At 73.5% G+C, this 25,644-nt stretch carries 26 protein-coding genes, 1 pseudogene and 2 CRISPR repeat arrays (1 of these 29 running past the window's edge); of the genes and pseudogenes, 10 read left to right on the plus strand and 17 right to left on the minus strand.

From position 1 onward, the window contains the following. A CRISPR array of direct repeats spans positions 1-79; the repeat unit is 29 nt; it begins 375 nt to the left of the window's first position. Between the two features lie 121 nt (positions 80-200). Then, the gene (locus KGD84_RS20730) at positions 201-566 is read right to left on the minus strand and encodes a MerR family transcriptional regulator (RefSeq protein ID WP_220562056.1); all 366 of its coding nucleotides are present in this window, start codon (positions 564-566) and stop codon (positions 201-203) included. Between the two features lie 151 nt (positions 567-717). On the opposite strand from KGD84_RS20730, the gene KGD84_RS20735 reads away from it, so the two are divergent. Then, positions 718-1,623 carry an NADP-dependent oxidoreductase gene (locus KGD84_RS20735; protein ID WP_220562057.1) on the plus strand — a complete coding sequence of 302 codons (906 nt, stop codon included), beginning with the start codon at positions 718-720 and terminating at the stop codon, positions 1,621-1,623. Positions 1,624-1,892: 269 nt separating this feature from the next. On the opposite strand, the gene KGD84_RS20740 is transcribed toward KGD84_RS20735, so the two are convergent. Then, positions 1,893-2,378, minus strand: coding sequence for a MarR family winged helix-turn-helix transcriptional regulator (locus KGD84_RS20740; RefSeq protein WP_220562058.1), 486 nt, complete (start codon positions 2,376-2,378; stop codon positions 1,893-1,895). A 94-nt stretch (positions 2,379-2,472) separates the two neighbouring features. Between KGD84_RS20740 and KGD84_RS20745 the strand changes: the two genes are divergently transcribed. Then, positions 2,473-2,907, plus strand: coding sequence for a nuclear transport factor 2 family protein (locus KGD84_RS20745; RefSeq protein WP_220562059.1), 435 nt, complete (start codon positions 2,473-2,475; stop codon positions 2,905-2,907). 160 nt (positions 2,908-3,067) lie between these two features. After that, a complete protein-coding gene (locus KGD84_RS20750; RefSeq protein WP_220562060.1) occupies positions 3,068-3,451 on the plus strand; it encodes a VOC family protein in 384 nt (127 codons plus the stop codon). A gap of 206 nt (positions 3,452-3,657) precedes the next feature. On the opposite strand, the gene KGD84_RS20755 is transcribed toward KGD84_RS20750, so the two are convergent. Together KGD84_RS20755 and KGD84_RS20760 are read right to left on the minus strand one after the other, a co-directional pair. Continuing rightward, positions 3,658-4,203 carry a lytic polysaccharide monooxygenase auxiliary activity family 9 protein gene (locus tag KGD84_RS20755; protein WP_220562061.1) on the minus strand — a complete coding sequence of 182 codons (546 nt, stop codon included), beginning with the start codon at positions 4,201-4,203 and terminating at the stop codon, positions 3,658-3,660. 632 nt (positions 4,204-4,835) lie between these two features. Further along, positions 4,836-5,504: an HNH endonuclease family protein gene (locus KGD84_RS20760; protein WP_220565879.1), complete on the minus strand. Its 669-nt coding sequence runs from the start codon at positions 5,502-5,504 to the stop codon at positions 4,836-4,838. Positions 5,505-5,692: 188 nt separating this feature from the next. Between KGD84_RS20760 and KGD84_RS20765 the strand changes: the two genes are divergently transcribed. Further along, positions 5,693-6,148, plus strand: coding sequence for a DUF6098 family protein (locus KGD84_RS20765; protein ID WP_220562062.1), 456 nt, complete (start codon positions 5,693-5,695; stop codon positions 6,146-6,148). Positions 6,149-6,445: 297 nt separating this feature from the next. Here the strand turns inward: KGD84_RS20765 and KGD84_RS20770 are convergent, their stop codons facing one another. The 6 genes from KGD84_RS20770 to KGD84_RS20795 all read right to left on the minus strand — a co-directional run bounded on the left by KGD84_RS20770 (position 6,446) and on the right by KGD84_RS20795 (position 10,980). Then, on the minus strand, positions 6,446-6,775 hold the full coding sequence (locus KGD84_RS20770; RefSeq protein ID WP_220562063.1) for a PRC-barrel domain-containing protein: 330 nt from the start codon (positions 6,773-6,775) through the stop codon (positions 6,446-6,448). Further along, a complete protein-coding gene (locus tag KGD84_RS20775; protein WP_220562064.1) occupies positions 6,772-7,158 on the minus strand; it encodes a hypothetical protein in 387 nt (128 codons plus the stop codon). Before KGD84_RS20775 ends, KGD84_RS20770 begins: the two co-directional genes overlap by 4 nt. 1 nt (position 7,159) lies before the next feature. Next, positions 7,160-8,389 (minus strand): NRAMP family divalent metal transporter, encoded by a 1,230-nt coding sequence (locus KGD84_RS20780; protein ID WP_220562065.1) that lies wholly within the window; start codon positions 8,387-8,389, stop codon positions 7,160-7,162. Then, positions 8,386-8,886 carry a hypothetical protein gene (locus tag KGD84_RS20785; RefSeq protein WP_255646708.1) on the minus strand — a complete coding sequence of 167 codons (501 nt, stop codon included), beginning with the start codon at positions 8,884-8,886 and terminating at the stop codon, positions 8,386-8,388. The genes KGD84_RS20780 and KGD84_RS20785 overlap by 4 nt, the downstream gene beginning before the upstream one ends. A gap of 341 nt (positions 8,887-9,227) precedes the next feature. Beyond that, positions 9,228-10,454 (minus strand): esterase/lipase family protein, encoded by a 1,227-nt coding sequence (locus KGD84_RS20790; RefSeq protein WP_220562066.1) that lies wholly within the window; start codon positions 10,452-10,454, stop codon positions 9,228-9,230. Between the two features lie 316 nt (positions 10,455-10,770). Continuing rightward, complete coding sequence (locus tag KGD84_RS20795) at positions 10,771-10,980, minus strand: hypothetical protein (protein ID WP_220562067.1); 210 nt, start codon at positions 10,978-10,980, stop codon at positions 10,771-10,773. A gap of 201 nt (positions 10,981-11,181) precedes the next feature. On the opposite strand from KGD84_RS20795, the gene KGD84_RS20800 reads away from it, so the two are divergent. After that, positions 11,182-13,401, plus strand: a complete 2,220-nt coding sequence (locus KGD84_RS20800) for a molybdopterin-dependent oxidoreductase (protein WP_220562068.1) — start codon at positions 11,182-11,184, stop codon at positions 13,399-13,401. Positions 13,402-13,619: 218 nt separating this feature from the next. On the opposite strand, the gene KGD84_RS20805 is transcribed toward KGD84_RS20800, so the two are convergent. The 7 genes from KGD84_RS20805 to KGD84_RS20835 form a co-directional block, all read right to left on the minus strand. Next, the gene (locus KGD84_RS20805; protein ID WP_220562069.1) at positions 13,620-14,447 is read right to left on the minus strand and encodes a SigB/SigF/SigG family RNA polymerase sigma factor; all 828 of its coding nucleotides are present in this window, start codon (positions 14,445-14,447) and stop codon (positions 13,620-13,622) included. A 571-nt stretch (positions 14,448-15,018) separates the two neighbouring features. Then, positions 15,019-15,900, minus strand: a complete 882-nt coding sequence (locus KGD84_RS20810; protein WP_220562070.1) for a GntR family transcriptional regulator — start codon at positions 15,898-15,900, stop codon at positions 15,019-15,021. 19 nt (positions 15,901-15,919) lie between these two features. After that, positions 15,920-17,179 (minus strand): carotenoid oxygenase family protein, encoded by a 1,260-nt coding sequence (locus KGD84_RS20815; protein WP_220562071.1) that lies wholly within the window; start codon positions 17,177-17,179, stop codon positions 15,920-15,922. Positions 17,180-17,428: 249 nt separating this feature from the next. Further along, positions 17,429-17,611, minus strand: a complete 183-nt coding sequence (locus tag KGD84_RS20820; RefSeq protein ID WP_220562072.1) for a hypothetical protein — start codon at positions 17,609-17,611, stop codon at positions 17,429-17,431. Between the two features lie 150 nt (positions 17,612-17,761). Next, complete coding sequence (locus KGD84_RS20825) at positions 17,762-17,890, minus strand: hypothetical protein (RefSeq protein WP_255646709.1); 129 nt, start codon at positions 17,888-17,890, stop codon at positions 17,762-17,764. 157 nt (positions 17,891-18,047) lie between these two features. Further along, positions 18,048-18,785 (minus strand): hypothetical protein, encoded by a 738-nt coding sequence (locus KGD84_RS20830; RefSeq protein ID WP_220562073.1) that lies wholly within the window; start codon positions 18,783-18,785, stop codon positions 18,048-18,050. Between the two features lie 171 nt (positions 18,786-18,956). Beyond that, complete coding sequence (locus KGD84_RS20835) at positions 18,957-19,556, minus strand: CGNR zinc finger domain-containing protein (RefSeq protein WP_220562074.1); 600 nt, start codon at positions 19,554-19,556, stop codon at positions 18,957-18,959. 67 nt (positions 19,557-19,623) lie between these two features. On the opposite strand from KGD84_RS20835, the gene KGD84_RS20840 reads away from it, so the two are divergent. The 5 genes and pseudogenes from KGD84_RS20840 (at position 19,624) to cas3 (ending at position 25,594) form a co-directional block, all read left to right on the plus strand. After that, positions 19,624-20,013 carry a RidA family protein gene (locus KGD84_RS20840; RefSeq protein ID WP_220562075.1) on the plus strand — a complete coding sequence of 130 codons (390 nt, stop codon included), beginning with the start codon at positions 19,624-19,626 and terminating at the stop codon, positions 20,011-20,013. A 73-nt stretch (positions 20,014-20,086) separates the two neighbouring features. After that, a complete protein-coding gene (locus tag KGD84_RS20845; RefSeq protein ID WP_220562076.1) occupies positions 20,087-21,520 on the plus strand; it encodes an MFS transporter in 1,434 nt (477 codons plus the stop codon). A gap of 57 nt (positions 21,521-21,577) precedes the next feature. Beyond that, entirely contained in the window at positions 21,578-22,075 is a 498-nt protein-coding gene (locus KGD84_RS20850; protein WP_220562077.1) for a GNAT family N-acetyltransferase, read from the plus strand. 71 nt (positions 22,076-22,146) lie between these two features. Further along, positions 22,147-22,664: direct repeats of the CRISPR family, unit length 29 nt; unit sequence CGGTCCATCCCCGCCTGCGCGGGGGTCAC. Between the two features lie 165 nt (positions 22,665-22,829). Next, positions 22,830-23,087, plus strand: a pseudogene (locus tag KGD84_RS33830) (HD domain-containing protein); the annotation flags it as partial. A 23-nt stretch (positions 23,088-23,110) separates the two neighbouring features. After that, a complete protein-coding gene (gene cas3, locus KGD84_RS20860) occupies positions 23,111-25,594 on the plus strand; it encodes a CRISPR-associated helicase Cas3' (RefSeq protein WP_255647262.1) in 2,484 nt (827 codons plus the stop codon). Positions 25,595-25,644: the final 50 nt, after the last annotated feature.

A 25,644-nucleotide genomic window follows, 5' to 3' on the forward strand; every position in this document is an offset into this window, starting at 1 on the left:
GCACGCGGGGATGGTCCCAGCCACCGGCGTTCGATGATCTTCGGGACCGCCTGCTCCCCGCGCATGCGGGGATGGTCGACCGAGCTGACCCACACGGTCCGCTCCCCTCTCACTCCCGACCCATCTCCTCGGGGCGGCGGGGGCGCCGCTGCGTCCGGTGGCCCGCCCGCACGGCCCCGGACGCGACCACTCCCTCACCCTCACCACATGTGCTCGCATTCCGGAGGAGGGTTCCGCGTGTTCGCGATCACCACGTCGAGCCGGTCGCGCGCCGCAAGCAGGTCAGCGATCCGCTCACTGATCCGATCGCGCTCGACCTCCAGATGGTCCACCAGCCCCGGGGGTGCCGTCCCCTCGTCCACGCACGGCAGCACCTCGCGCACGGACCTGCTCGGCAGGCCGGCGGCGAAGAGCTGCCGGATCAGCCGGACCCGTTCCACCGCGGACTCGGTGTACAGGCGCTGCCCTCCGGCATTGCGCTCGGACCGCAGCAGCCCCTGCTCCTCGTAGTACCGCAGGGCCCGAACGCTCACCCCGGCCTCGGCCGCCACCTCACCGATACGCACCGCTCCCCCGCCCTCCATCCCGCCCCATGCCCGCCCCCGCCCTCCGGGCCGTCCGCCCGATTTGCACCTGACGTTGACGTCAGGTTTTAGCGTAGCGGCGTCGGGGTCCACCGCCCCCGGCGAGCCCACCGATCCGATAAGGCAGGACACCATGCGCGCAGCCCGTTACCACGAGTACGGCGGTACGGACACCCTGATCATCGAGGAGGCGCCCGACCCGCACCCCGGCCCCTCCGAGATCCGCATCCGGGTCTCGGCGGCCGGCGTCAACCCCGTCGACTGGAAGGTGCGCAACGGCGCGGTGCGCGACATGCTCCCCGTGGAGCTGCCCGCCGTCCCCGGACGCGACGCCGTCGGCGTGGTGGACGCGATCGGCGACGAAGTGGACGGGGTCGGCATCGGAGACCGCGTCTTCGGCCTGGGCGGCCTCACCGGCGCGACGGCGGAGCTGGCCCTGCTCTCCGCCTGGGCCCCCGCGCCCGCCGCCTGGAGCGACGAGGAGGCCGCCGGCGCCGGTCTGGCGTCCGTGACCGCCCTGGCCGGCCTGGAGGTGTTCGGCCCCCTCAAGGGCCGCACCCTCCTCATCGAGGGCGCCGCCGGAGGCGTGGGCAGCGCCGCGGTGGAGATCGCCCTCGCGCGGGGTGCCACGGTCATCGGCACGGCCGGCGAGCACAACCACGGGTTCCTCGCCTCCCTGGGAGCCAGGGCCACCACCTACGGGGAGGGGCTCGCGGAGCGCGTCCGCTCCCTCGCCCCGGACGGCGTCGACTTCGTGCTGGACACCGCGGCCTCCGGTTCCCTGGCGGACCTCGTCGCGATCGCGGGCGACCCCGCCCGCGTGTCGAGCGTCGCCGACCACGTCAACGCCCCGCTCCTGGGCACGCACCTGGCGCACGCCCGCAACGATTCCGCACTGTTGGAGGAGGCCGCGGACCTGGGCCGTCAGGGGCTCTACACACCGCGGATCGAGCGTTCCTACCCGCTCGAGGAGATCGTGGAGGCGCACACCCACTCCGAGCGCGGGCACGTGCGGGGAAAGATCGTCGTCCGCGTCTGACCCACCGGGTCACGCACCCGCTCGCCCGGCCGGGCTCCCTGCCCCGGCCGGGCTCCGAAGTCTCCCGTTCGAGTCCGGGCCCGGCCCGCCCGGGTGACCGGCCGTGCGTCCCCGCCCGGGCGGCCGACCGCAGCCGGGCCGTGCACACCCCGCTTCCGCACGGCGTGAACACCCGCACCACACCCGCGCCCACTGCGGCGTTCCACCCCACCCGGGTGCGCCCCCGCCCGGGGCCCGGAACCGCCAGCCGTCCGCTCCAACCCCGGCGGTCAGGCACTCCCCTGCGGGTCGGCCAGGTGGGCGTTGATCCGGCCCAGCAGCGCGAACAGCTGCGCACGCTCCTCACTGTCGAGCGGCGCCATGACGTGCTCGTTCACGCCCTCAAGGACGCGGTCGAGTTCGGCGAGGCGGCGCTCGCCCGCGCCGGTGATGGTGATGACGTTGCGCCGCTTGTCCGCCGGGTCGGGGGCACGGCGGACCCACCCGCCCTTCACGAGGTCGTTGAGAACCGAGACGAGGTCGCTGGTGTAGATCCGGGTGCGGCCGGAGAGGTCCGCCTGGCTGGCGTCGCCGAACTCCGCGAGTGCGGCCAGCACCATGAAGTGGTTCTTGTGGGCGCCCACCGCGGCGAGCGCGTCACCCGCGACGCGGCCCGTCTGGACGGCGGTCATCCCGAGGAGGCGCGAGAGCTGGCCCCTGAGTCGGGCCGGGGTCTCGTCGCCGTGGTCGAAGCGCAGCTCGTCTCCGGTCTCCATGCGGACAGGCTACCGGCTTGCGTTAGTGCCACTAACGATCTAAATTCATTAGTGCCACTAACATTAGTTCCACTAACAAACCGGAGGACCTCCCATGACCGGCACCGACACCCTCGTCCGCGAACTCACCGACCGCGCCGAACTGGCCGACCTGGTCGCCCGCCACAGCCTGTGGATCGACGAGGGCCGCTACGACGAGAGCGACCGGCTCTTCACCGAGGACGTCGTCGTCACGTCCCTCCGCGGACGGGCCCGCGGCATCGGGGCGCTCGTCGAACTCGTCCGCTCGCGCCACGACGACTACGCCCGCACCCTGCACAACAAGTCCAACCTCGTCATCGAGATCGACGGCGACACCGCCGCCGTCCGCGCCCACGACATCGCCGTGTTCGTCATGGACGACGAGTCCGAGGCCATCGCGGCCGCGGTCCACCGCTACGGGGCGCGCCGCACCGGCGACGGCTGGCGCTTCGACCGCCTGGAGATCACCCCGGTCGCGCTGACCGCGGCCCTCGACCGAGCCCTCTAGGACACGGGCACCGCGTTCGGCGCGGGGGCCGCGAACCCGCCCCTGCTCTGCTCCTCCCCTCCCCCGCCCTCCCCGCTCCCGCACGACCGGGCCTCGCGGACGACACCGGCACGGGGAAACCCGGTGGCGTCCGGAGCGCGGATCGGCGAAGCTGGGCCGCATGGTCTCGGTAGTGCAGAATGTGGCGATCGACTGTGCGGATGCCTATGAGCTGGCCCGGTTCTGGAGCGGGGTGACCGGACGCCCGCTGCATCCGGAGGACGAGCCGGGAGAACCGGAGACGCAGGTGATGCTGGCGGAGGGCCCGATCCTGCACTTCAACCAGGTGCCCGAGCCCAAGACGATCAAGAACCGGATCCACCTGTGCCTGCGCCCCGAGACCTCACGCGACCGGGAGGTGGAACGGCTCCTGAGCCTGGGCGCCGCCTTCGTCGCCGACCACCGGAACCCCGACGGTTCGGGCTGGGTGGTTCTCGCCGACCCCGAGGGCAACGAGTTCTGCGTTCTGCGCAGTGAGTCCGACCGGGCCGCCGCGCACCCCTGACGGGCTCCGGCGGAGGCACGGGGCCGGGACCGGCGCAGGCACAGGCACCGAACACGGGCCCGGACCCGCGTCCGCGGCCCCCTGCCCCTCCCGGCGCACTCGGCCCTGAAGGCGGGCCGCGCCGGCCCGGCGGGTTCCACGGCGTTCGCGACGCCGCCGCCGGGCCGGACGGGCCCTCGGAGGTCCCGCGTGCGCGGGACCGGTCTCTAGCTGCGGATGTTGATGTCCACGCAGGCGTAGAAGGCGTTGGCCGTGTCGGCGACGTTCCACCGGGCCAGCAGCTTCTGCCGTCCGCTGTACCCCGACAGGTCCACGGTGTGGCTGAACGACCACGGCGGACGGGCGCCGTTGTCGTTGAACACGGCCACCCGCTGGTTGCCGATGAAGTACTCCCAGGTGGACGTGGAGTGCGCCGCCGTGATGGTCCAGTTGAACGTCTGGACCCGGCTGACGTCGGTGACCCGCCAGCCGTGGTTGTCGTTGTTCAGCTCGGAGAAGCGGCCGACGCCGCCGTCGCACCGCATGAGCCCCTTGGGGCCCTCGACGCTCTGCGGCTCCCACTGGATGCCGCCGCACTGGACGATGCCCGCGGCGCACTGGGCCTGGCGGCTCATCGGGTTGGAGATGTAGCCGTGGGCGCTGGCCGTGCCCGTGGGCATGAGGCCGAGGAAGAGGGTGGTCGCGGCGGCCACTGCCGCCGCCGCGCGGAAACGGTGCTTCTTACGAGAGGTGTCGGACGTGAGGGTCGGCATGGTGCGGGTCCTTCGGTCGTGGATCGCGTCCCGGCACCGCGGAGGCCGGGAGGTAGCGGGAATCCATTGGGGGGAGTCCCGGGCCGGTACCGGCCCGGGGCGAAGGCGAGCGCTCGGAACTGCGGAGGTGTCGGAGGGGCCACGGGCTCCGAGCCGTGGGGGGCGGGTACCCGGGATCCCTCTGTCTCAGGGGTTTCCCGCCCGCGGGGGCCGGTAAGCAGCCCGTGACGAAGCGTCGGATCCGCTGGTGGGCGGCGGGACCGGACCGCCCACAGGACCAGTGGGCGCCCTGCGCACGGCGGTACGGGCGGGGCCGCCGGGCACCGGCGAACCGGAACAGGAAGGATTCCGTCCCATTGCGCGGGTGGTTCGCACCCGCGGGCAGTGGACCAATCCGGCCCGGGCCGGTCGGCCCCGGTAGACCTCACCGGAAGGCCACATTTTGCTTCCCCGGAGCGGTTTCCGCCACCGGAGCGGCGGCCGGGGCCGGAGGCCGCGCACGGGAGCCCGGACGGAACTCCGGCCGGGGCCGCGCACGGGAGCCCCGCGGGGAACGCACGCGGGCCCCGGCACCGCGTCGGACGCGGTGCCGGGGCCCGGCGGCGGGCGCCCTCCGTCAGGCCGCGGACTCGTCAGGCCGCGGGCTCGGTCTCCACGACCGCGTCCGGGCAGGACTGCGCGAAGCCGAGCAGGGCCTCCCGCTCGGCGGTGTCGACCGACAGGCCCCACCGCGTCTTCACGGTGGTCCACTCGGTGACGTACCGGCAGTGCGCCTCCGCGGAGGCGGGCATCCACTCGGCCGGATCCTGGTCGGCCTTGCTGCGGTTCTGGCGGGCGGTGACGGCGACCAGGGCCACCGGCTCGCCCAGGTCGTTGGCGTAGTCACGGCGCCGGGCGGTCGTCCACTGCGAGGCTCCGGAGTCCCAGGCCTCGGCGAGCGGCACCATGTGGTCGATGTCCAGCGCCCGTGCCTCGGTGACGGTCTCCCCGTCGTAGTAGGAGGACCACTCCCCGCCGGAGATCCGGCACCGGTCCCCGACCTCGGGGGCCACCACGGCCTCCTCCAGCAGGACCTCGGAGCGGGTGTTGCACCCGTTGCGGTCGGCGTCCACCCAGTGGGGGAAGAGCGAGCGGTCGTAGCCCTCCCGGGCCTCGTCGGCGACGGGCAGGGCGGCCACCGCGGCGGCCAGGGGCAGGGGGACGGACACGGCGGTCTCGTGGGCATGGGCGGGAGCGTGGGCCGGGAGTGCCACGACCGCCGCCAGAACGGCCGGGGCGAGGGCGGAGAAGCGTGCGAGCAGGGACACGGAAGCGCCTTTCGATGTCGATCACTTTCTGTGACGGCAGGGTGATTCTCCGGTAAGGAGGCGGGCGGGGGCGGGCGACGCGCGAGGGGCGGCCGTATCCTCCCGGAATGACCGGGGCCCTCTCCCACCCCGGAAAGGGGCGTTCCTGGCATGGCCCGGGGCCGGGCGGGTAGTCGGCACCCATGGCGGACGGTTCCCGACTCTTCGCCGCCGGAGGCGAGCCGACGGTGGTCACCGACCTGAGCGGCCTGGCGGACCTCGTCCGCGACCCGCGCCCGCTGTACCTGCGGTACTCCGAGGGCCCCGAGCGGGACGCCTGCATCACCAGCAGGGACTACGAGAGCGGGCTGGACCTGCCCGGGCTGTCGGCGACCCCGCTGACGCCGGAGCCGTGGTGGACCCGCCCGCTGGAGGACTGGCTCGCCCGCCAGGTGCGCAAGTACGCGTCGCTGGCCGAGGAGGACTCCGGCCGGCACGGGTGGGCCCTGCGCGGGCGGGTGGTCGCCCGCGGCCCGGACCACGAGCCGCTCCTGGACCGGGTCGAACCGGTCGCCCGCCTCGCGGCAACGGTCATGGAGGAGGCGCTGGAGAGGTACCGGCTGCGGTTCTCGGCGGGCCGGGGGCCCAACGACGAATGAGCCGGCGGGGCGCGGCACATGCGCCCCGCCGGACCCGCGGGCACGGCTCCCCGGCCCGCCTACCGCCCCTCCCCCGCGCCGCCCTCCTCCGGCGCGACCCGTACTCCGACGCGCCTCTCCTTCGATGCGCGCCCGCCTCGGCGTGCCTCCGCTCCGGCGCGCGCCCACCTCGCGGTCCCGCCTCAGCGCGTCCGGCGTGCCCGCGCCCCGCGTTCCCGCGCCCTGTGCTTCAGCGCGCCTCACGACTCAGTGCGCCCCGCGCTTCAGTGCGCCCCGTGTGTCAGTGCGCCCCGTGTGTCAGTGCGCCTCGTGCCAGCGGCGGGGCAGCGACCCGTGGTCGACCCCGATCTCGATCCGGTCCTCCCGCACCGCGATGACGTCCTCCCACTTCACGTAGCGTTCGTGGCGCCGCAGCCAGCCCAACAGGTGCTTCCACGGCGTGGGCGGCTCCAGCGAGTCCCCGTACCCGAAGCGCCCGGCGAGCGCGGAGCGGCCCAGGACCAGCCCCAGGACCGTGTAGACCCCCTCCTCGTGGCGCACGACGATGTCCTGGACCGAGCCGGCCTCGCGCCCGTACCGGTCCACCACCCGCACCCCGAGCAGCTCGCCCGCGCGCAGCCGCCTCACCGCCGGCCCCCGGGTATACGGCAGATGATGTGCTCCGCCACCCAGGTCTCCATGGGGCGCATGCCCGACGGCGCCGGGATGGACAGGACCGTGGAGGGGGCGAACCGCTCCACGTCCTCCGAACGGATGAGCGTGGGCTCCTCGTCGGACGGCCGCAGCCTCCCCAGGAGCACCTCCCAGGACCGGCCCAGGCGCCCGGCGATCCTCGGGCCGAGGGCCGCGGTGTCGCTGACCAGGGCCGTCATCGTGGGCGGCTCCCCCTCACGCCACTCGAACTCCACGTCGTCGACCTTGCCCACGTTGTCGCCGTCGGCGTCGACGATCTGGCGGTCCAGGACGGTGAACCCGATCCGGAAGACGGAACCGTCTCCTCTGTCGGACATCTCATTGACCCGCTTTCGTGTAGACCATCAGGGGGATGGCGGCCAGGGAGACCGCGGACAGGAGCACCAGGTAGACCGACCCGAGGACGTTGGTGAAGCGCGAGTTGACGCGGTCCCCGAGATAGGAGCGGTCGTTGGCGACGACGAAGATCGGCAGGTAGGTGAGCGGCAGGGCGGCGGCCGACAGCACCAGGCTGTACTCGGTGACGGTGATCGGGTCGACGCCCGTGAGGACGAAGAGCGTCCCCGCCAGCAGGCCGCCCAGGATCACGAGCTGGAAGTAGGCGGCCCTGCGGGGCGGGAGCTCCTTGCCCCACTGCCACCCGAAGTACTGGGCCACCGCGTACCCGGCGGCCAGGCCCGACTCCAGCGAGGCGCCGAAGGTGGCGGCGAAGAACCCGAGGATCGCGATGACCACCCCGATCTTGCCCAGCGAGGAGACGACCGGGAGGGCCACCTGACCCAGGTCCGACACCTGGATCCCGGCGGGCAGGAGCGCGACCGCGGCGCAGCCCATGATCGCCAGGGCGAGCAGCCCCCCGAGGGGGAGGCCGAAGAAGATGTTGACGCGCGCCGTGGCCAGGTCCTTGGGGGTCCACTTCTCCTCCACGCCGCTGGAGGAGAAGAAGAGGACGCTGTAGGGGGTCATCGCGGACCCGAACAGGGCGATGGCGTAGTACCACCAGACCGCCGTGCCCTCGTCCGCGGGCGGGGCGAACGCGAGCGCGTCCTCCAGCAGCACCCCCCAGTCCGGCCCCAGCCGCCACAGCGCGACGCCGAACACCACCAGGGCCAGGCCCATGAAGCCGTAGATCTTCTCCATCCGGTCGAACGGCACGCGCCAGAGCACGATCCAGACGAGGGCGGCGGCCACCGGCACCCACAGCAGGTAGTGGATGCCGCTGGCCAGTTCCAGGGCCAGGGCGATGCCGCCGAGCTGGGCGGCGAAGGTGAGGAGGGTGATGAGGTAGGAGGCCAGCAGGTTGGCGAGGCCGACCCGGGAGCCCAGGCGTTCGCGAACCAGGTCGAAGGTGCCCCGGCCCGTGGTGGAGGTGACGCGGGCCGACATCTCGGTGAACAGCATCAGGCCGACCAGCCCGACGAGCATCACCCAGGCCAGGGTCATGCCGAAGCGGGAGCCCACGACCGCGTTGGCGACGAGGTCGCCGATGTCGAGGAAGCCGCCGACGGCGGTGAGCAGGCCCAGGGTGAAGGCCGTCAGCCACCTCATGAGAGCTCCCCCTCGAGGCGCTCCAGGGCGTCGGCCGTCTCCGTGAGCAGGCGCGCGGCCTCGGCGACCCCCGCGGAGTCGTCCCTGCGCAGGGCGATGCGCAGGTCGGCGAGGGCGTTGACCGCGTCGTCGCACAGGGGGACCAGACGGGCGCGCAGGAGGTCGGACTCGGCCGAGGGGGGCTGGATGATCCCGTAGGTGTCGGCGATCGAGCGGGCCGCGGACTCGGCGTCCCAGGCGACCGTCTCCAGGTAGGGGGAGAAGGCCTTCCCGTCCCGGTGGGCCGCGGCGACCAGGACTCCGGAGTTGACGGCGGAGAGGAGGTCGGTGACGGTCTGCCCGGCGGAGGCCCGGTGGGAGTCGGTGGTGGGGGTGGGGGCCACGCAGCCGGTGAGCGCGAGCACGAGGAGGGCCAGCGCGGCGAGGAGTCCGCGGGCCGCCGGCGTCGGGGGCCACCCGCCTGAGGTGCGCACACGGGGCGCCAGGGTTTCCAGCACCCTTCGACCATAGCTCTGGGTAACGATTTTATCGCTTATCGCAACCGGGAGTTCGGGGAAGTCGCGGTCGGGCCGCCCGGGCGCCGCGGGAGGGCGGGCCCCGGGCGGACCGGGCGCCGTCCGGCCCCCTCCGGTCGCCGGACACGAGAGGGCCCCGCCCTCCGGGGGTACCGGAGGGCGGGGCCCGGTGGTGCACCCGACCGGTGGGACACGCTGGAGCTCGGGGACCGGGATCGGCCGGCGGGCTCGCGTCCGCGGGTCCGCCCGGGTGCGGTCCGCCCGGGTGCGCGGCGGGCAGGCCGTCACTCCTCCCCGACACGCCCCCGGTCCCGAGCCCGGTCTCAGGGCAGCTGGTTCAGGAACCAGGTGGCGAGCTCCTCGCTGACCAGGGCGTGCATCTCGTTCCGCGTGGCGAGTTTGACGGCGTCGAAGGGCGTCTTCTCCAGTTCCTCCTCGCTGAGCGGGGTGTACAGGTCCTCGTGGGTGGCCGGCTCGCGCGCGGCGACGGCGCTGACGGCCGGGACGAAGCAGTGCTCGCGGACCGGGGCGTCGACCTTGAAGCCCAGCAAGGCCGGGAGCGCGTTCAGCGCGTCGGCGAGGATCCCGAAGCCGGGCAGGGTGCCGCCGGGCGCGCCGTCGGCGTCGGGCAGTCCGCTGGTGCGGATCTGGCGGGTGGGCAGGGTGACCACCCGGAGCTTGGCGGCCAACCGGTCGTCACCCTCGGCCTGGGTGCGCAGCTCGGTCCCGGTGACGGCCGGCCCCTTGCCGACCACGGCCTCGGCATCGGGGTCCACCCCGTTGCCGGCACCGGTGGCCGGGCCGTTCGCCAGGGCGATCAGCCTGGGCTCCTGGGGCCAGTTGCCGACCTCCTCCAGCGCGCGCAGGAACGCCCGGCGCTTCTCACTGGCGGTGGGCTTGTCCTTCCAGCTCGCGGTATGCCTGGTCAGCAGTTCCTGGGAGGCCGGGCTGTTGATCTGGTCCGAGAAGCGGCCGTCGAGCTTCTTGATGTAGTGCGCGAACGCCTGCAGGGGGACCGGGATCCAGGCGCCGGTGTGCGGACTGTCCCAGGAGTAGTAGAGCCGCGCCTGATGGTCGGTGCCCGTCGTCTCCATCTTGGCGAGGGCGTACCGCGTGACCAGACCGCCCATGCTGAAGCCGCCGACGGCCAGCGGGTGGTCGCCCACCCGCCGGTCGTTCGCCTCGGTGACGGCCGCGATCACCGTCTCGGCGTTCTGGAGGATCGGGGCGCTGCGCTCGTGGTAGCCGACCAGGACCACGTCGCGGCCCCGGCGGCGGAGCTCGCTCAGCAGCGGGAACGGTCCGTACTCCAGGAGCTCCCAGGTGAGGGCGAGGTCGCTGGGGCCGGAGCTGAAGCCGTCCGCGATCAGGACCGGGCGGGTGAGCCCGCTGTTGCCCTCGCCCTGGTAGACCCAGGCGGTGCCGTAGGGCAGGTCCCAGACGTCGGTGGGCGGGGGCGGGATGCGGTCGGTGGTGCGCGGACCGGGCGCCAGGATGATCGGAGGAGCGGCCTGCAAGGCCTCGGCGGCCTGCTCTTCGGTGGTGCTCACGAGCGTCCTTCCTTTGTTCCCGGCGGGCGCCGACTGCCCGCCGCGTCCCGGCCATCGTCACTCTCCGTTAACGGATTCGCGGGAGGACAGACCGTCGACGTCCGAACAATGGGGCGAGGCGCGCGCTTGGCGACGGTATGGGCGGCTACAGCATCCGCATCCGCGAGAGATCCGGCCGACCGTAGATCCCCCTTGCGGCCTGACCGAGTCCGGGGTGGAGGTCGGCCCGGCCGGTGGCGGCGCATCCTTCGGGGCGCACGTGCCGCGCCCTCGGTACCGGCAGCGGCGTGGCGGCCGCCGTGGCCTCGGTGCGGCCTCAGCCGTCCGCCGGGCCCCGGCCGCGGATGGCGGCCTCGATGCGCAGGCCCACCGCCAGCAGGGCGAGCACCGGTACCGCCAGCGTGGTCCAGTGCGTCGGGGCGACGACGTGCAGCACGAACATCACGGCGCACAGGCCCAAAAGGCCGTTCGCCGCCGCCTCGACACCGGTCGCCGGAACACGGGTATCCCCCGCACGCTTTGTCATGCGGCCATTGTGGCCGTGCCCGGGGCGGGCTCAGTCGGCGGGCCCGCGTTCGGTACCCGGCTTCTCCCCGTCCTGGTCCGCCTCCGGCTCCGGCTCCGGGACCGGGACCGGGACCGAGGAGCACCCCGATCTGTACGCCCCGGTACGGGCGGAGGTAGTGTCACACCAAACCGACTGTCCGGTATGTCACTGGAGCCCCCCATGGAAACGGCACTTCGGATCTGCCCGCTGTGCGAAGCCACCTGCGGCCTCACCCTCACCATCGACACCGGTCGGGTGACGGCCGCCCGCGGCGACCGCCGGGACGTGTTCAGCGCGGGGTTCGTCTGCCCCAAGGGCGCGACCCTGCCCGCCCTCGACAACGACCCCGACCGCCTGCGCCGCCCCATGGTGCGCGAGGGCGGGCACTGGCGCGAGGTCGACTGGCCCGAGGCGTTCGCCGCCGTCGACGCGGGGCTCTCCGGGGTCCTGCGCCGCCACGGCCGCGACGCGACCGCCGTCTACCTGGGCAACCCCAACGTTCACACCCTGGCCGGACAGCTGTACTCGGGCCTGCTCGCGCGCACCCTGGGCAGTACCAACGTCTACAGCGCCAGCACCGTCGACCAGATGCCCAAGCACGTCTCCTGCGGGCTGATGTTCGGCGACCCGCTGGCCATCCCCGTCCCGGACCTGGACCGCACCGACCACCTGCTCATGCTCGGCGCCAATCCGGTGGAGTCCAACGGCAGCCTGTGCACCGCGCCCGACTTCCCCGGCCGGCTCAAGGCGCTGCGCGCCCGCGGCGGCCGCCTGGTCGTGGTCGACCCCCGGCGCACGCGCACCGCCGACCTGGCCGACGAACACGTCCCAGTCCGGCCCGGGACCGACGCCTACCTGCTCTTCGCCATGGCGCAGACCCTCTTCGCCGAGGGGCTCGCGGACCCGGGGGCCCTGGCCGGGCACGTCGAGGGCCTGGCGGAGGTCCGCGCCCTGTCCGAGGAGTTCACCCCCGAGGCCGTCGCGTCCGTCTGCGGCGTGGACGCCGACCGCATCCGCGCCATGGCCCGCGACCTGGCGGCCGCGCCCACCGCCGCCGTCTACGCCCGCGTGGGCACCACCACCGCCGAGTTCGGCACCCTCACCAGCTGGCTCGTGGACGTGCTCAACCTGATCACCGGCAACCTCGACCGCCCCGGCGGTGCCCTCTTCCCACGCCCAGCCCACCGCCCGGCCGGAGCCGGCCGCAGCCGCCCCTTCCGGCTCGGGCGCTGGCGCAGCCGCGTGCGCGGCCTGCCCGAGGCCAAGGGCGAACTGCCCGCCGTGACCCTCGCCGACGAGATCGCCACCCCCGGCACCGGGCAGGTGCGGGCCCTGGTCACCGTGGCCGGGAACCCGGTGCTGTCCACCCCCGGCGGCGACCGCCTGGACCGGGAGCTGGCGGGCCTGGAGTTCATGGTGAGCGTGGATCCCTACCTCAACGAGACCACGCGGCACGCGCACGTCATCCTCCCGCCCGCGCCGCCGAGCCGCACCCCCCACTTCGACCTCGCCTTCGCCGAACTGGCGGTGCGCAACACCGTCCGCTACTCCCCCGCACCCCTGCCCCTGGGCGAGGGGGAGGCAGACGAGTCGCTCATCCTGCGCCGACTCGTGCAGATCGCCGCCGGCCAGGGGCCTGACGCCGACCCCGACGCGGTGGACGAGGCCGAGGCCGCCCGGCTCCTGTCCCGCGCCGTCGCCGACCCCGACTCGTCCGTGTACGGACGCGACCCCGCCGAACTGACCGCCGCCCTGTACCCGGGCACCTGGTCAGAACGCCGGATCGACCTGCTCCTGCGCCTGGGTTCCCACGGCGACGCCTTCGGCGCCCGCCCCGGCGGCCTCACCTTCCAGAGCCTGCTGGACGCGCCGCACGGTGTGGACCTGGGGCCGCTGGACCCCCGCGTCCCCGAGATCCTGTCCACCGCCTCCGGCCGCATCGAGGCCTGCCCCGCACCCGTGGCCGAGGACGTGGCACGCCTCCGCGAGGGCCTGGCCGCGCGCCGCGACTCCCTGGTGCTCGTCGGCCGCCGCCACCTGCGCTCGAACAACAGCTGGTCGCACAACGTCCCCCGGCTCACCGGCGGCAGCAATACCTGCACCCTGCACGTCCACCCGCAGGACGCCGCCCGCCTGGGCCTGGCCGAGGGCGCCGAGGCCACCGTGCGCAGCGCCTACGGGGAGGTGAACGCCCCCGTGGAGCTCACCGACACCGTCTCCCCCGGCGTGGTGAGCCTGCCGCACGGCTGGGGGCACGGCCTGCCCGGCACCCGCATGGCGGTCGCCGCACAGAACCCGGGGGTCAACGTCAACGCCGTCACCGATCCCTCGGTGGTGGATCCGCTCTCGGGCAACGCGGTCCTCAACGGCGTCCCCGTCGCGGTGCTCCCCCTCGGCTGACCGACACGGCAGGCGGGGCGGGGCGACCGGTCCGGTACGGGGCGGCGTGCCCGCGGCGGCGCCGGGGCCGCTCCTCGTCGGTCGCGGACCGTCGGAGGGCCGTCCACCGGTCCGCTCCGCCCGGGCGGGCAGCGGCCCGGCAGGACCGCGGTCCCGGGGCCGGGCAAAGGGGCCGGCGGGGATCGGCCGCCCGGTGGCGGCGGTGCGGCACCGGGCCGTCAGCCGGGTGGCCGGTCGGACTCCCCGAGCCGGTCGCGCACCAGGTCCAGGACCTCGCGCAGGAGGCGGGAGACGTGCATCTGGGAACAGCCCAGGTGCTCGGCGATCTGGGCCTGGGTGAGGTCGTCGAAGAAGCGCAGGCGCAACAGGGCGCGGCCCCGGTCGTCCAGGCCGGCCAGCACCGGCTTGAGGGACTCGCGTTCCAGGACCAGCTCGTAACCCGTCTCCTCATCGCCCAGGCGGTCCTCCAGACGGGTCCCGGCCTCCTCGCCCTCATCGTCGGGCTCGGTCCGGTCCAGGGACAGGCACTGGTAGGCCTCGGACGCCTGCAGCAGCCGCCGCACCTCCTCATCGGACAACCCCAGCAGCCCGGCCAGTTCGGCCGTGGTGGGACGGCGCCCGTGCTCCTGCTCGAAGCCCTCCGACACCCGGCGCAGCCTGATCCGGTTCTCCTGGTGGCAGCGGGCGACCCGCACGGCCCAGGTGTGGTCGCGGAAGTGCCGCTTGATCTCGCCGGTCACGGTGGGCCGCAGGTAGGCCAGGAAGGGCGTGCCGCGACCGGGATCGAACCCGTGCACGGCCTTGACCAGCCCCACCATGGCGGCCTGGGTGACGTCTTCCAGGGGCTCGCCCCTGCCCCGGTAGTCGCGCGCGATCCGGGACACCAGGGGAACGAACTCCTCCAGGAGCCGCTCCCACAGCTCCCGGGCCTGGGGCGCGTCGGGTGCCAGGGAGTGCAGCCGGGCCAGGATGTCCTCGGCCGAGCCCTCCTCGAAGCCGTGGGAGTCGACGGGGCGTCGGGGCCGGGGCACCTGGACCGGTGCCATCGCGGTCGGAGTCGCGGTCGGAGTCGGAGACGGGGTGGCGTGTGCTGCGGGCGGGACCAAGAAAACCCCCGGTGCTGTGTCCTGCGTGGAACTCGTCCCTGCGGGTGGACAGGGCCGGCCGGTATCTCCCCGGCCGCACCCACCACCCGTGTGACACATGAGGCCCAAGGGGGGATCCGGTGAGCCTGACCCTGCCCGGAAAAATCCCCCCAAAGCGCCATAGAGACGGTTTTCTCCCCTGAGCACCTCGGGCCCGTCACGTGTCGCGGTCGGCGCCCCGGGCCCGGAACCGCCCCTTGGATCCGGGGCCGGGGCGCTCACCGTGCGGGTCATCCCCCGAACACGCGCGGGCCGCACGGCCGTCCCGCCCGGACCGGGCGCGCATCCGTTCGACGGCGCCCGGACCGGTCGAGGCCCGCCCACGGTAAGCACACGGCCGCGCCGGGTCCCGGACCGCGGGCGGCGTGTTCGAAATCGGCCGCCCCGCTCCTGGAACCGGAAAGGGCCCCGTCCGCCCCGGAAGGACGGGGCGGGCGGGGCCCGGTGGTGTTCGGGGAAGCGGTGGGCCCGGTCAGGGGCGGGGCCCGCGCGGCGTCACCACATGGGTCAGACCGTCCAGCAACCGCTCCAGCCCGAAGGCGAACAACGACTCCAGGTCCAGCTCCACCCGCGGATCCGTGACCCCGGGCACCGGCATCCCCTCGGCCGCGACCCGCGCCGCCGTCCACTGGCGGCTCGTCATGCCGGTGTCCATCTCCGCCAGGGCCTCGCTCTCGATGCTCATCGCCGTGCCCCGCACGTAGTTGACCACCGTGGCGTACACGTGCAGCCGCACCACCGGGTCCAGGTCCAGGCCGTCGAGCGCGGCCAGCGTCCAGCGCCCGTACTCCAGCAGTCCCGGCAGCAGGGCCGGGCGGGTGATCGACACCAGCCGCGGCAGCCAGGGGTGGCGCAGGTAGGCGTCCCACTGCAACCGGGCCGCCACCCGCAGGTGGGAACGCCACCCCGGCGGCGGCTTCGGGTAGTCGATCTCGGCGAACGCGGCATCGGCGATCAGCTGCGTGAGCTCCGCCTTGGCGTCCAGGTGCCGGTACAGGGTCATGGTGGCGACCCCCAGCCGGGCCGCCACCGCACGCATCGACAGGGCCGACAGGCCCTCGGCGTCGGCGATCCGCATCGCCGCGCGCACGATCCGCTCGCGCTCCGGTCCCTCGCCCGAACGCGGCACCGCCCTGCGGGGGGCGACCACCGAGCCGACACGGGGCACCGACACGATCACCCCCGACTGCCGCAGTGTGGTCAGCGCCTTGGTGGCCGTCGCCATGGCCACCCCCCAGTCGCGGGTGATCGCCCGGGTGGTCGGCACGGGGTCGCCCGGCGCCAGTTCCCCCCGGGTGATGCGCCCCTCGATGTCGGCGGCGATCCTGAGGTAGGCCGGCCGGGAATCGTTCACGCTGCCATGCTGCCACGCCTCAGCGGTCGGGCAGCCAGCTGCCGTGCAGCCCCAGCGGCACCCGCGCGGGCAGGTGCACACGGGCCACCGGCGGACCGGTGAAGTCCTGGGCGGCGAGGATCACCAGGTCGGCGGCGCCGCGCCCGGGGTCGTGCACGTACACCAGCAGGAACCCCTCGTCCTCGCCCGGCCCGGTGGCGGCGAACACCGCCTCCCCCACCGACTCCTCCCTGCCGAACCGGTGCACCTCGCTCGTGCCCCGCTCCAGGTCGTGCTTGACCAGGGCGTTGGTGAACGCCGCATCGGGCGGCGTGCCCTCGCCCGTGAACGGGATCCCGTACAGGTCCGTGGCGGCCGTGTACCCGTACCGGTGCACCAGCGTGGCCCGCGCCTCGTTCACACGCGGGAAGTCCTGGGGCCGGTCGTCGATCCGCGCCCGGCCGACACCCCCCGGTGCGATCGTCCAGCGGTCCAGGACGGGACGGATGCCGCCGGGGTCGGCCGGATCGAAGGGCCCCTGGGCCGTGACCAGGTCGACGACGACCGCGTCGCCGTCGTCGTAGGCGTTGAGGGTGTGGCTGACGTGGACGGGATCGACCTCCAGCCAGCGCACCGCGCCGCCGGTCCGGGGCATGACGCCCACCCGGGTGGGCCGCTCGGGGTCCCACCGGCAGTCGAACCCGTCGAAGCCCAGAGGCGTGTCCCAGAGCACGACGTGCCGCTCGGTGAGCGCGAAGTCGTGCAGGAACGGCGTCCGCTCCATGGGCACCGACACCGCCCGCACGACCTCTCCGGAGGGGGAGGTCACGATGTGCTGGACGAAGTCGCGCCCTGGCATGTAGGACAGCGAGTGCAGTTCGCCGGTGAGCGGGTCGTGCTTGGAGTGGGCGCCCGCGGTGAACCCCTCCGGGGTCCCGCCCAGGGTGCAGGGGCCCAGGGTGTTCAGCTCCCCGTCCAGTTCGGCGGGCGGGAGCCCGCCCTCGGCCATGGCGAAGACGCGGCCCGCGTGCCCGAGCACGTGGACCATGGGGGCGAAGCCCGGGGCGCGCACGAACCGGTTGCGGTACCACTCGGCGCGGCCCTCCCGCAGGCGCACCCCGTGGACCATCCCCTGTCCCATGCCCCAGAGGTGCACGGCGGGGTCCTCCACGCCCAGGGGGTTGGGGCCGTTGCGCAGGTAGCGGCCGTCGAGGCCGTCCGGGATCCGGCCGGTGACGGGGAGGTCGTGGGCGGTGATCTCTTCGGTGACGGGGGCGAAGGGCCCTTCGAGGTATCTCATGGGGACAACGTACGCACGAGGCCTCTGCTTTCCCCTGGGGAAAAGGGAAATGGTCCGCTGTGCACTAGTGCAGGGCGTTCGCGGGCCCGTCCCGGCCGGGACGGGTCGTCGCCCCTCCCCGGCCCGCCCGTCCGCCCGTCCCGGAGTCGGCACCGCAGTGGTCGGGGTGGGGCCGTGGTCGCGGTGGGGCCGTGGGGTGTCCGCGCCGCCGAACACGGACCTGTCCGGCGGCGACCGGCACAGCCGGGTTCAGGCGGGTGAGACGACCTCTGCCTGGCAGGCGAAGCACATCAGCGTGTACTCCACCACGCGCCCCTGGTCGAACCGCTGGCCCACATGGACGGTGTACTCGTCGCACTCGGGGCACGACCAGGGGCCGGACTCGTCCTGCTTCGCCGAAAGGATGATGCGGTTCCACTCGTCATCGTTCATCCCGGGAGCCTACTGCTCTCCCAGGACATCGGCCGGGGCCGGGATTCCGGCTCACCCGAGCGCCGGATGAGCGACGGTCACGGGCACGCCGCCCCGGAGGGCAGACCCGGAGTTGGCACGCCTGGAACACGCGAAAGGCGCGGGACCGGGTCAGCCCGGCTTGCGCTCGGTGCCGGGCCTGTCCGCCTCCGGCTCCGACTCGGGCTCGGGGACCGGGTCGATCGGGTCCCACGGCACCCGGCCGCCGACACTCGGTCCGCCACCCCTGGCTCTGCGCATGAGAGACCTCCTTCCCGGCGGGCGTCCGGTCCGCCCGCTCGGGAGCGGCCTACCCCGCGCCGACGGCGGTCAGGCCCGCCTGGCCGGGACAGGCCATCGCCCCTTCCCGGTTCACCTCGCCGCCTTCCCGCCGAGCCCTCTCCCCCGCGGCGCACGTTCAATCACCGCCCCCTCCGTCTCCGCCGTCACCGCTCACGCCGCCGTAGCCGTCGTAGCCGGACGCATCTCCGGAGCCGCCGCTGTAGCCCGAGCCGGAGTCACCGCGGCCCCGGTACCGCTCGCGGTACCGCCGCAGCATCCGCTGCTGCCGGTTCCACACCTGCCTGCTCATCCCCGGAGGGCGCCGGGGAGTGTTCGGTTCGTCCCAGCTCAGGAGGATCATGAACCCGAGGACCACGATGAACGTCACGACGATGGCCACCAGGGTCAGCAGGCCCTCGAAGACCGCGCCGACCGTGTCGACCACGTCGCCGAGTGCCTCCCGGGCGCCGGGCTGGGAGACGACCCCCACCGAGGCCAGGAACACGGACCCGATGGCGGCCCCCAGCGCGACCGTCAGGAGTTCACGGATGCGGTCTCGGTGGCGGGCCCGGTCCAGGCCGTCGGTCACCCAGATGCATCCCGCGCAGACGAGCGCCTCCGCGACCAGTAGCACCAGGAGGACCTTCGCGCCGGTGCTCTCCGGCCGCGCGAGCACGAGCACGAGCAGGCCCGAGCACACGGTGCCGCCGGCGGCGGCCGCCGCCACCTGGGGGAGCACATCGTTGCGTTTCTCGAGGCGCTCCTCCTCGTGGGAACCGGTCATCTTCTTGTGGAAGCCGACCACGTCCCACAGCGCCCAGGCGCACGCGAGGGCGCATCCGGCCGCGACCAGCAGCATCGGCGACGTGGACATGGCGGACCTCCCCGGCGTGGCGGTGATCGGTTCCTACCCGGCCCCGCCCTGCCGACGGCCGACGGCGGTGGCCGGATCAGGACGGCAGGGCGGGCGCCGGGCGCCTCCAGGGCCACGGGCCACGGCACGGGAGGAGACCCACGCCCCGCGGTACCGGCGGTGCCCCGGCCTTCACACCTCCGCCTGCCGGGCGCGGCGGGCGCGGAGCTTGTGGCGGTTCCCGCAGCGCTCCATCGCGCACCAGCGCCGCGCGCCGGGGCGGGAGGAGTCCACGAACACCAGCGGGCAGTTGTCGCCCGCGCACTCGCGGATGCGGTGGGCGAGCGGCCCGGACAGCAGGTCGATCATCTCCCGGGCCATGCTCGACAGCGCCTGGCCCGCCCGCACCGGCCGGGCCCATCCCACGGTGGTGCCGTCGGCGGCGAGTTCGGGGGTCAGCGGCGCCTGCGCGGCCGCCGCGTTGATCGCGGCCACCGCGGCGGCGTCGGGCGCGCAGTCCGCCGCCCGGTCGTGCGCAGCAATCCAGATCGCCTGGCGCAGGGCCTTGGCGGCGGCCAGCTCCTCGTCCGTGACGGGCTGCGTCACCACCACGCCCAGCGCCGGATGGGCCAGCCATTCGGCCAGGTCGGAAGGGTCGTGCAGGGTCTCGAAAACCGCGTAGCGGCCCTCGCCGCCCGTGTGGGCGAAGTCCAGGCACAGGGCGCCGGCATCGAAGCGGAACGACCCGCCCTTGGGGTCGTGCAGGACGCGTCCGGTTGTGCTCGCTCGCATGAAACCAGTATAACTGGTGTCACTTGGACACCGGTTATAGCGGTGTCCCGACTGAAAGGGGCGACACATGCCCGTACGTCACATCAACCCCGAGGGCCTCCACCGCAGCCCCGCGTTCAGCCAGGCCGTGGTCGTCGAGCAGCCCGCGAAGACCATCTACATCGGCGGACAGAACGGCGTCGACGCCGACGGCAAGGTCGTCGGCCCCACCGTCGGGGAGCAGGCCCACCAGGTGTTCCGCAACCTCGCCGCCATCCTCGAGAGCGAAGGGGCGGGCCTGGGGAACATCGTGCACTGGACCATCGCCGTGGTGGAGGGCCACTCCTTCGACGAAGGGGTGGCCGCGTTCCAGCAGGTGTGGAACCGGGCCGACCCGCCGCCGGCCATCACGGTCCACGTGGTGGCCGGCCTGAACCCCGGGTGCCTCGTCGAGATCGACGCCGTCGCCGTCGTGTGACGCCGGCGCCCCGCCCTTGACCGCGCCCGGCGTCCCCTCCGGCGTTCCCCTCCACCGACGAAGAACCAGGAAAATGACGAACAACGTCGAGGGGCCGCCCGCCGGGCGCGTCCCCGCGCACCCGCCCGACACCGTATGGCCGGTCATCGCGCTGGTCTGCCTGGCGCAGTTCATGATGGTCCTCGACGCGGCGATCGTGAACGTCGCCCTGCCGGCCATGGAATCCGACCTCGGCCTGGGCACCGAAGGGTTGCAGTGGGCGGTCAACGCCTACCTCCTCACCTTCGCCGGGTTCCTGCTGGTCGGCGGCCGGATGGCGGACCTCTGGGGACGCAGGCGCGCCTTCATCGCCGGCCTGGTCGTGTTCACGATCGCGAGCCTGGTCGGCGGGCTCGCCACCACACCGGGAACGCTGATCGCCGCGCGCGCCGCTCAGGGGCTCGGCGCCGCCGCGGTCTCCCCGGCCACGCTGACGATCCTGACCACCGCGATCCCCGCCGGCCCGGCGCGGGCCCGGGCCATCGCCACCTGGGGAGCGGTCGGCGCCATCGGCGGGACCGCGGGGTCACTCGCGGGCGGGCTGCTCACCGACTACCTGTCGTGGCGCTGGACCCTGCTGATCAACGTGCCGATCGGGGCGGTCGCGATCCTCGCCGCGTTGTGGCTGCTCACCGAGAGGCGGGCTCCGGGGACCCGCGGCCTCGACCTGGCCGGCGCGATCGCGGTGACGCTGGGACTGTCGGCGCTGGAACTCGGGCTGCTCCAAACTCCCCAGTACGGCTGGGGGTCGGCCCGCGCCCTGGTCCCGTTGGTGTTGGGCATGGTGGCCCTGGCCGTGTTCGTGCTGGTGCAGGCCCGGTTCGCGCGGACCCCGCTGATGCCGCTGCGGATCCTGCGGTCGCGCTCCGTCTCCGGCGCCCTCCTGGTGCAGTTCTTCCTGGGGGCCGCGGGTTTCGCGGTCTGGTACTTCCTCTCGCTCCACATGCAGCAGGTGCTGGGCTACAGCGCGCTACAGGCCGGTCTGGCGTTCCTGCCCCACACCGTGGCCGTCATCATCGCCTCCAAGGCCACACCGCGGCTGGTCGAGAGGTTCGGCCTGCGTCCGCTGCTGGTCGCCGGGGCGCTGATCTCGGCGGCCGGTTTCGCCTGGCAGGCGACGATCACGCCGGACAGCGGCCTGCTCGCGGGCATCGTGCTGCCCGGTGTGCTCATCACCGGAGGGCTGGGGCTCACCTCGGCGCCGATCGCCATGGCCGCCACGGCCGGGGCCCGCCGCGGCGAGGAGGGGGCGGTCTCCGGCGTCCTCAACTCCTCCCGCCAGGTCGGCGGATCGCTCGGACTGGCGGCCCTGACCACCCTCGCCGCCTCCCAGGCGGGCGCGCCCGCCTCGGGATACGCGCTGGCGTTCGCCGCCTGCGCCGGCCTGGTGGCGGCCGGGGCACTGTCCGTGTTCGCGCTACCCGGGCCGTCGACGGGAGGAGGCGGGCGGGCCGAACCCGCCCGGTGACCGATAGAGTGTGCGGGAGGCCTCCGTCCGGCTCGATCCGGGTGGAGGTTTTTCCGTATGAGCGAACTGAGCATTCGACCGGTGGGCCCCGGGGACCGTTCCGCCCTGGAACGGCTGTGGCCCCTCTTCCAGCACGACCTGTCCGAATTCACCGGTGCGCTGCCCGACGCGCGGGGCCGCTTCCGCCGGGAGCGGCTGGACCTGGCGCTGAGTGACCCCGGCTGGTGCGCCTACCTGTTCCGGCTGGGAGAGGTCCCCACCGGGTTCGCCTTGGTCCGGGCGCTCGACGAGGAGGAGCGGGTGCTGTCCTCGTTCTTCCTGCTCCGGCCGGTGCGCGGGCGCGGGCACGGACTCGCCGCGGCGGCCCGGGTGCTGCGGGCGCACCCCGGCCGGTGGGCGGTGTACTACCAGGAGGCGAACCGGGCGGCCGCCGCGTTCTGGCCGCGGGTGGCCGCCGAGGTCGGCGCCCCCGGGTGGGAGGTCGGCGAGCGGCCGGTCCCCGGCCGCCCCGACCTTCCACCGGACCGCGTCGTCCGCCTCCGAGTCGGCGGATGACCCCGGCCCGCGACCCATCCCCGCCTGCGGGGAACTGACGACGCCGACCCGCGCGAGGTACTGGACACCATCGGTCCATCCCCGCCTGCGCGGGGCTCACGTGGCGACCAGTGAGCAGATCATGCGGGGCTGGGGTCCATCCCCGCGTGCGCGGGGGTCACGCGGGGTTTTCGGCGCTGTCCGGGCAGGTGAACGGTCCATCCCCGCCTGCGCGGGGGTCACAAGAGCGGCATGCAGGCCTGGGTGCTGCTGCCCGGTCCATCCCCGCCTGCGCGGGAGTCACACGAAGGCGTCGATCCACGCGCCGTGTTTCTTCGGTCCATCCCCGCCTGCGCGGGGGTCACGGGGGAAAAGGGGTGACGCAGGAGATTTACACCCGGTCCATCCCCGCCTGCGCGGGGGTCACGAGCATGGACGCGAGCACGCCCAGGCCGTCGGCGGTCCATCCCCGCCTGCGCGGGGGTCACCACGACACCGCACTGGTGGTCGCCGCCGTGGCCGGTCCATCCCCGCCTGCGCGGGGGTCACTCGCCCTCGGGCCCATACGGCAGTACGAAGATCGGTCCATCCCCGCCTGCGCGGGGGTCACAGTTAATGACCTGGGATAACGCGGTCCATTATCTCCGCGAGACCTACTGGCGGGTTAAGAAATGACCTAATCCGGCCACATCCACCAAACGCCTGCGGAAGCTCGCACACCCGCGTTAACTTCAATCTCCACACCATGCTCTCATGACCTCTGGAGCACACCCGGATGCCTCCCCCTCCCCCACCCCCTCCCCCCGATCCCTCCGATGACCCCACCTATATCGACCTCGATCTGTGGGCCAAAGAGCGCAACCTCCAAGGCAGCCGCTACCCCTACATCCTCCACGCCCTCGACGCCACCGCCGCAGCCCTGAGCCTCTGGGACGCCTTCCTCTCCCCCGGTGTCAGGCGCGGCATCGCGGACGGTCTCGGTGTGGACGAGTCCCGCGCCCGCGCGCTGGTGGCCTTCTGGGCCGGCTGCCACGACATCGGAAAACTCATCCGGGAATTCCAGGAGCAAATCCCCGTCGCCCTTTCCTCCTATCCCCACGAACACCCCCCGGCGACAGGAGCGGACATTCCTTCGTCACCCACCAATGGCTCACCTCCGCCCTCCCCCGTTTCGGTTATCCGGGCGAAGACGAATACGTCGCCGACCTGGTGGCCCAACTCCTCGGCGGGCACCACGGTGTCTATCCCGACCCCCTCGACGAATACACGACGCACCGCTTCGCCGAGGGCCCCTGGTCGGAGCAGCGCGAGCGCGCCACCCTGCTGGTCCGCGAGGCCGCCGGCTCTCCCGAGCCCCCCGAACGGTTGAAGGCCGCCATCGCCCCCCTCGTCTGCGGGCTGGTCATCCTCGCCGACTGGCTGGTCAGCCAGGAGCACTTCCTCCTCGCCCAACTGAAGACACCTCCCGCCGACGGCAGCCGTCCCGCGCTCCTCGCCCGCTTCCACGCCTCGCTCCCCGCCGTCACCCGCTTGGTCGACGACGCGGGCCTGCGCCCCCTCACCACCTCCCCCACGTCGTTCGCCGAGTCCTTCCCCTCGATCGACACCCCCAACGGCCTCCAGGCCTCACTCGCCCGGCACCTCCCCGACCTTTGCTCCGACGGCGGCCTGGTGCTCATCACCGCCCCTCCGGGCGAGGGCAAGACCGAGGCCGCCCTGCACGCCGCCGACCTGTTGGGCGCCGCCACCGGCCACCACGGCCGCTTCCTCGCGCTCCCCACCATGGCCACCGCCGACCAGATGTACGGCCGCCTGCGCGAGTACGCCCTGCGCCGGGCCGACGTCCGGGCTCCCCTCGCCCTGCTGCACTCCATGGCCTGGCTCAACCCCGAGTACGCCCCCACCGACGAAGAGCTCTCCGAGCCCGACGGGCTGGCCCCCACCACCTGGCTCATGAAGTCCAAACGCGGCCTGCTCGCGTCCTGGTCGACCGGCACCATCGACCAGGCACTCATGGCCGCCCTCCCCGCACGGCACAACGCGGTGCGCATGCTCGGCCTGTCGGGAAAGGTCGTGATCGTGGACGAGGTCCATGCCGTGGACCCGTACATGCAGATGCTCCTGGAACGCCTCCTGCACTGGCTCGGCGTCTACGGCGTCCCCGTCGTCCTGCTGTCCGCCACCCTGCACCACTCGGTGGCCAACGCCCTGGTCAAGGCCTATGTCTCCGGCTCCAAGGGCAAGGTGAAGCGCTCCGCACCGCCGTTCGTCGAACGGATCGCCTACCCCGGCTGGCTGCACGTCCACCCCGCCACCGGTGAGGTCACCGCCACCCCCGAGCCCTTCACCACCACGGAACGGCACCCTCTGAAGGCGGACCTGGTCCCCGTCCCCCTCCAAGACGGCCGGCCCGACCGGGAGCAGGCCCTGCGCGAACTCCTGGGCCCCCTGGTCGCCGAGGGCGGCTGCGCGGCCGTCATCTGCACCACCGTCGCCGAGGCCCAGCAGACCCGGGACCTGCTGGCCGAGTGGTTCTCCGGCATGGACTCGGCGCCCGAACTGTTCCTCCTGCACTCGCGCTTCCCCCAGGAACAGCGCACCTCGATCACCGCGGAACTCACCCACCGGCTGGGCAGGAAGGGCGCCGCGGAGAACGTCCGCCCCGAGCGGGCCGTCATCGTGGCCACCCAGGTCATCGAGCAGTCCCTGGACCTGGACCTCGACCTGCTCATCACCGACCTGGCCCCCATCGGCCTGCTGCTGCAGCGCGCGGGCCGCTGCTGGCGGCACGAGCACCTGGGTATCGTCACCCGCCCGGCCTGGGCGAACGAGCCCCGAATGGCGGTCCTGGTCCCCCGCGAGGAGCAGAGCAGGGGGCACCTCCCCAAGTCCTGGGACTACATCTACACCGCCTCCCTGCTGATGCGCACCCACTCCCTGTTGGCCCGTCGGGGTGACCGGCCGATCAGGGTTCCCGAGGACGTCCAGTCCCTGGTGGACGACCTGTACGACGACGCCTCCCTCATCGAGGACGTCGACGCCGACATCAAACGCATCGGGGAGGAGCTGGCCCTGCGCACCCACGGCCGCAACGCGGTGATCCCCACCGCACGGGACCTGCACGCGGACCTGTCCCCGCTCACCAGGTCCGACCTCCCCATCGGCGAGCACTTCCTGGCCACCCGCTTCGGCGCCGACTCGGTGCGGGTCCTGTGCTGCTACCGCGACCCGCACGGCGGCCTGTGGCTGGACGCCGGGCTGACGCGGCGCCTCCCGGGGGCCGGTGCCGACGGCCGTATGGACGGTGACGACCTGCGCGCGGTCATGGCCCGCACCATCCCCATGCGCGCCACGCACGACACGGAACCGCCCCTGGCGGAGGCCAACCGGGTCCCGAAGGGGTGGGAGGACGACTACCACCTCCACGACCTGGTGCTCCTCGTCCATCCGGTCGACGCGGACGGCAGGGCCGGTGAGGCCCTCCTCGGCGACAGACGCCTGTTCCTCCATCCCGACAACGGCCTGGAGTACCGCACCTGACCCGCGCCCGGCCACCCGGACGCCTTCCCATTCCGCATTCCGAGCGACCC

The organism is Nocardiopsis changdeensis, from assembly GCF_018316655.1.
Lineage (GTDB): Bacteria > Actinomycetota > Actinomycetes > Streptosporangiales > Streptosporangiaceae > Nocardiopsis > Nocardiopsis changdeensis.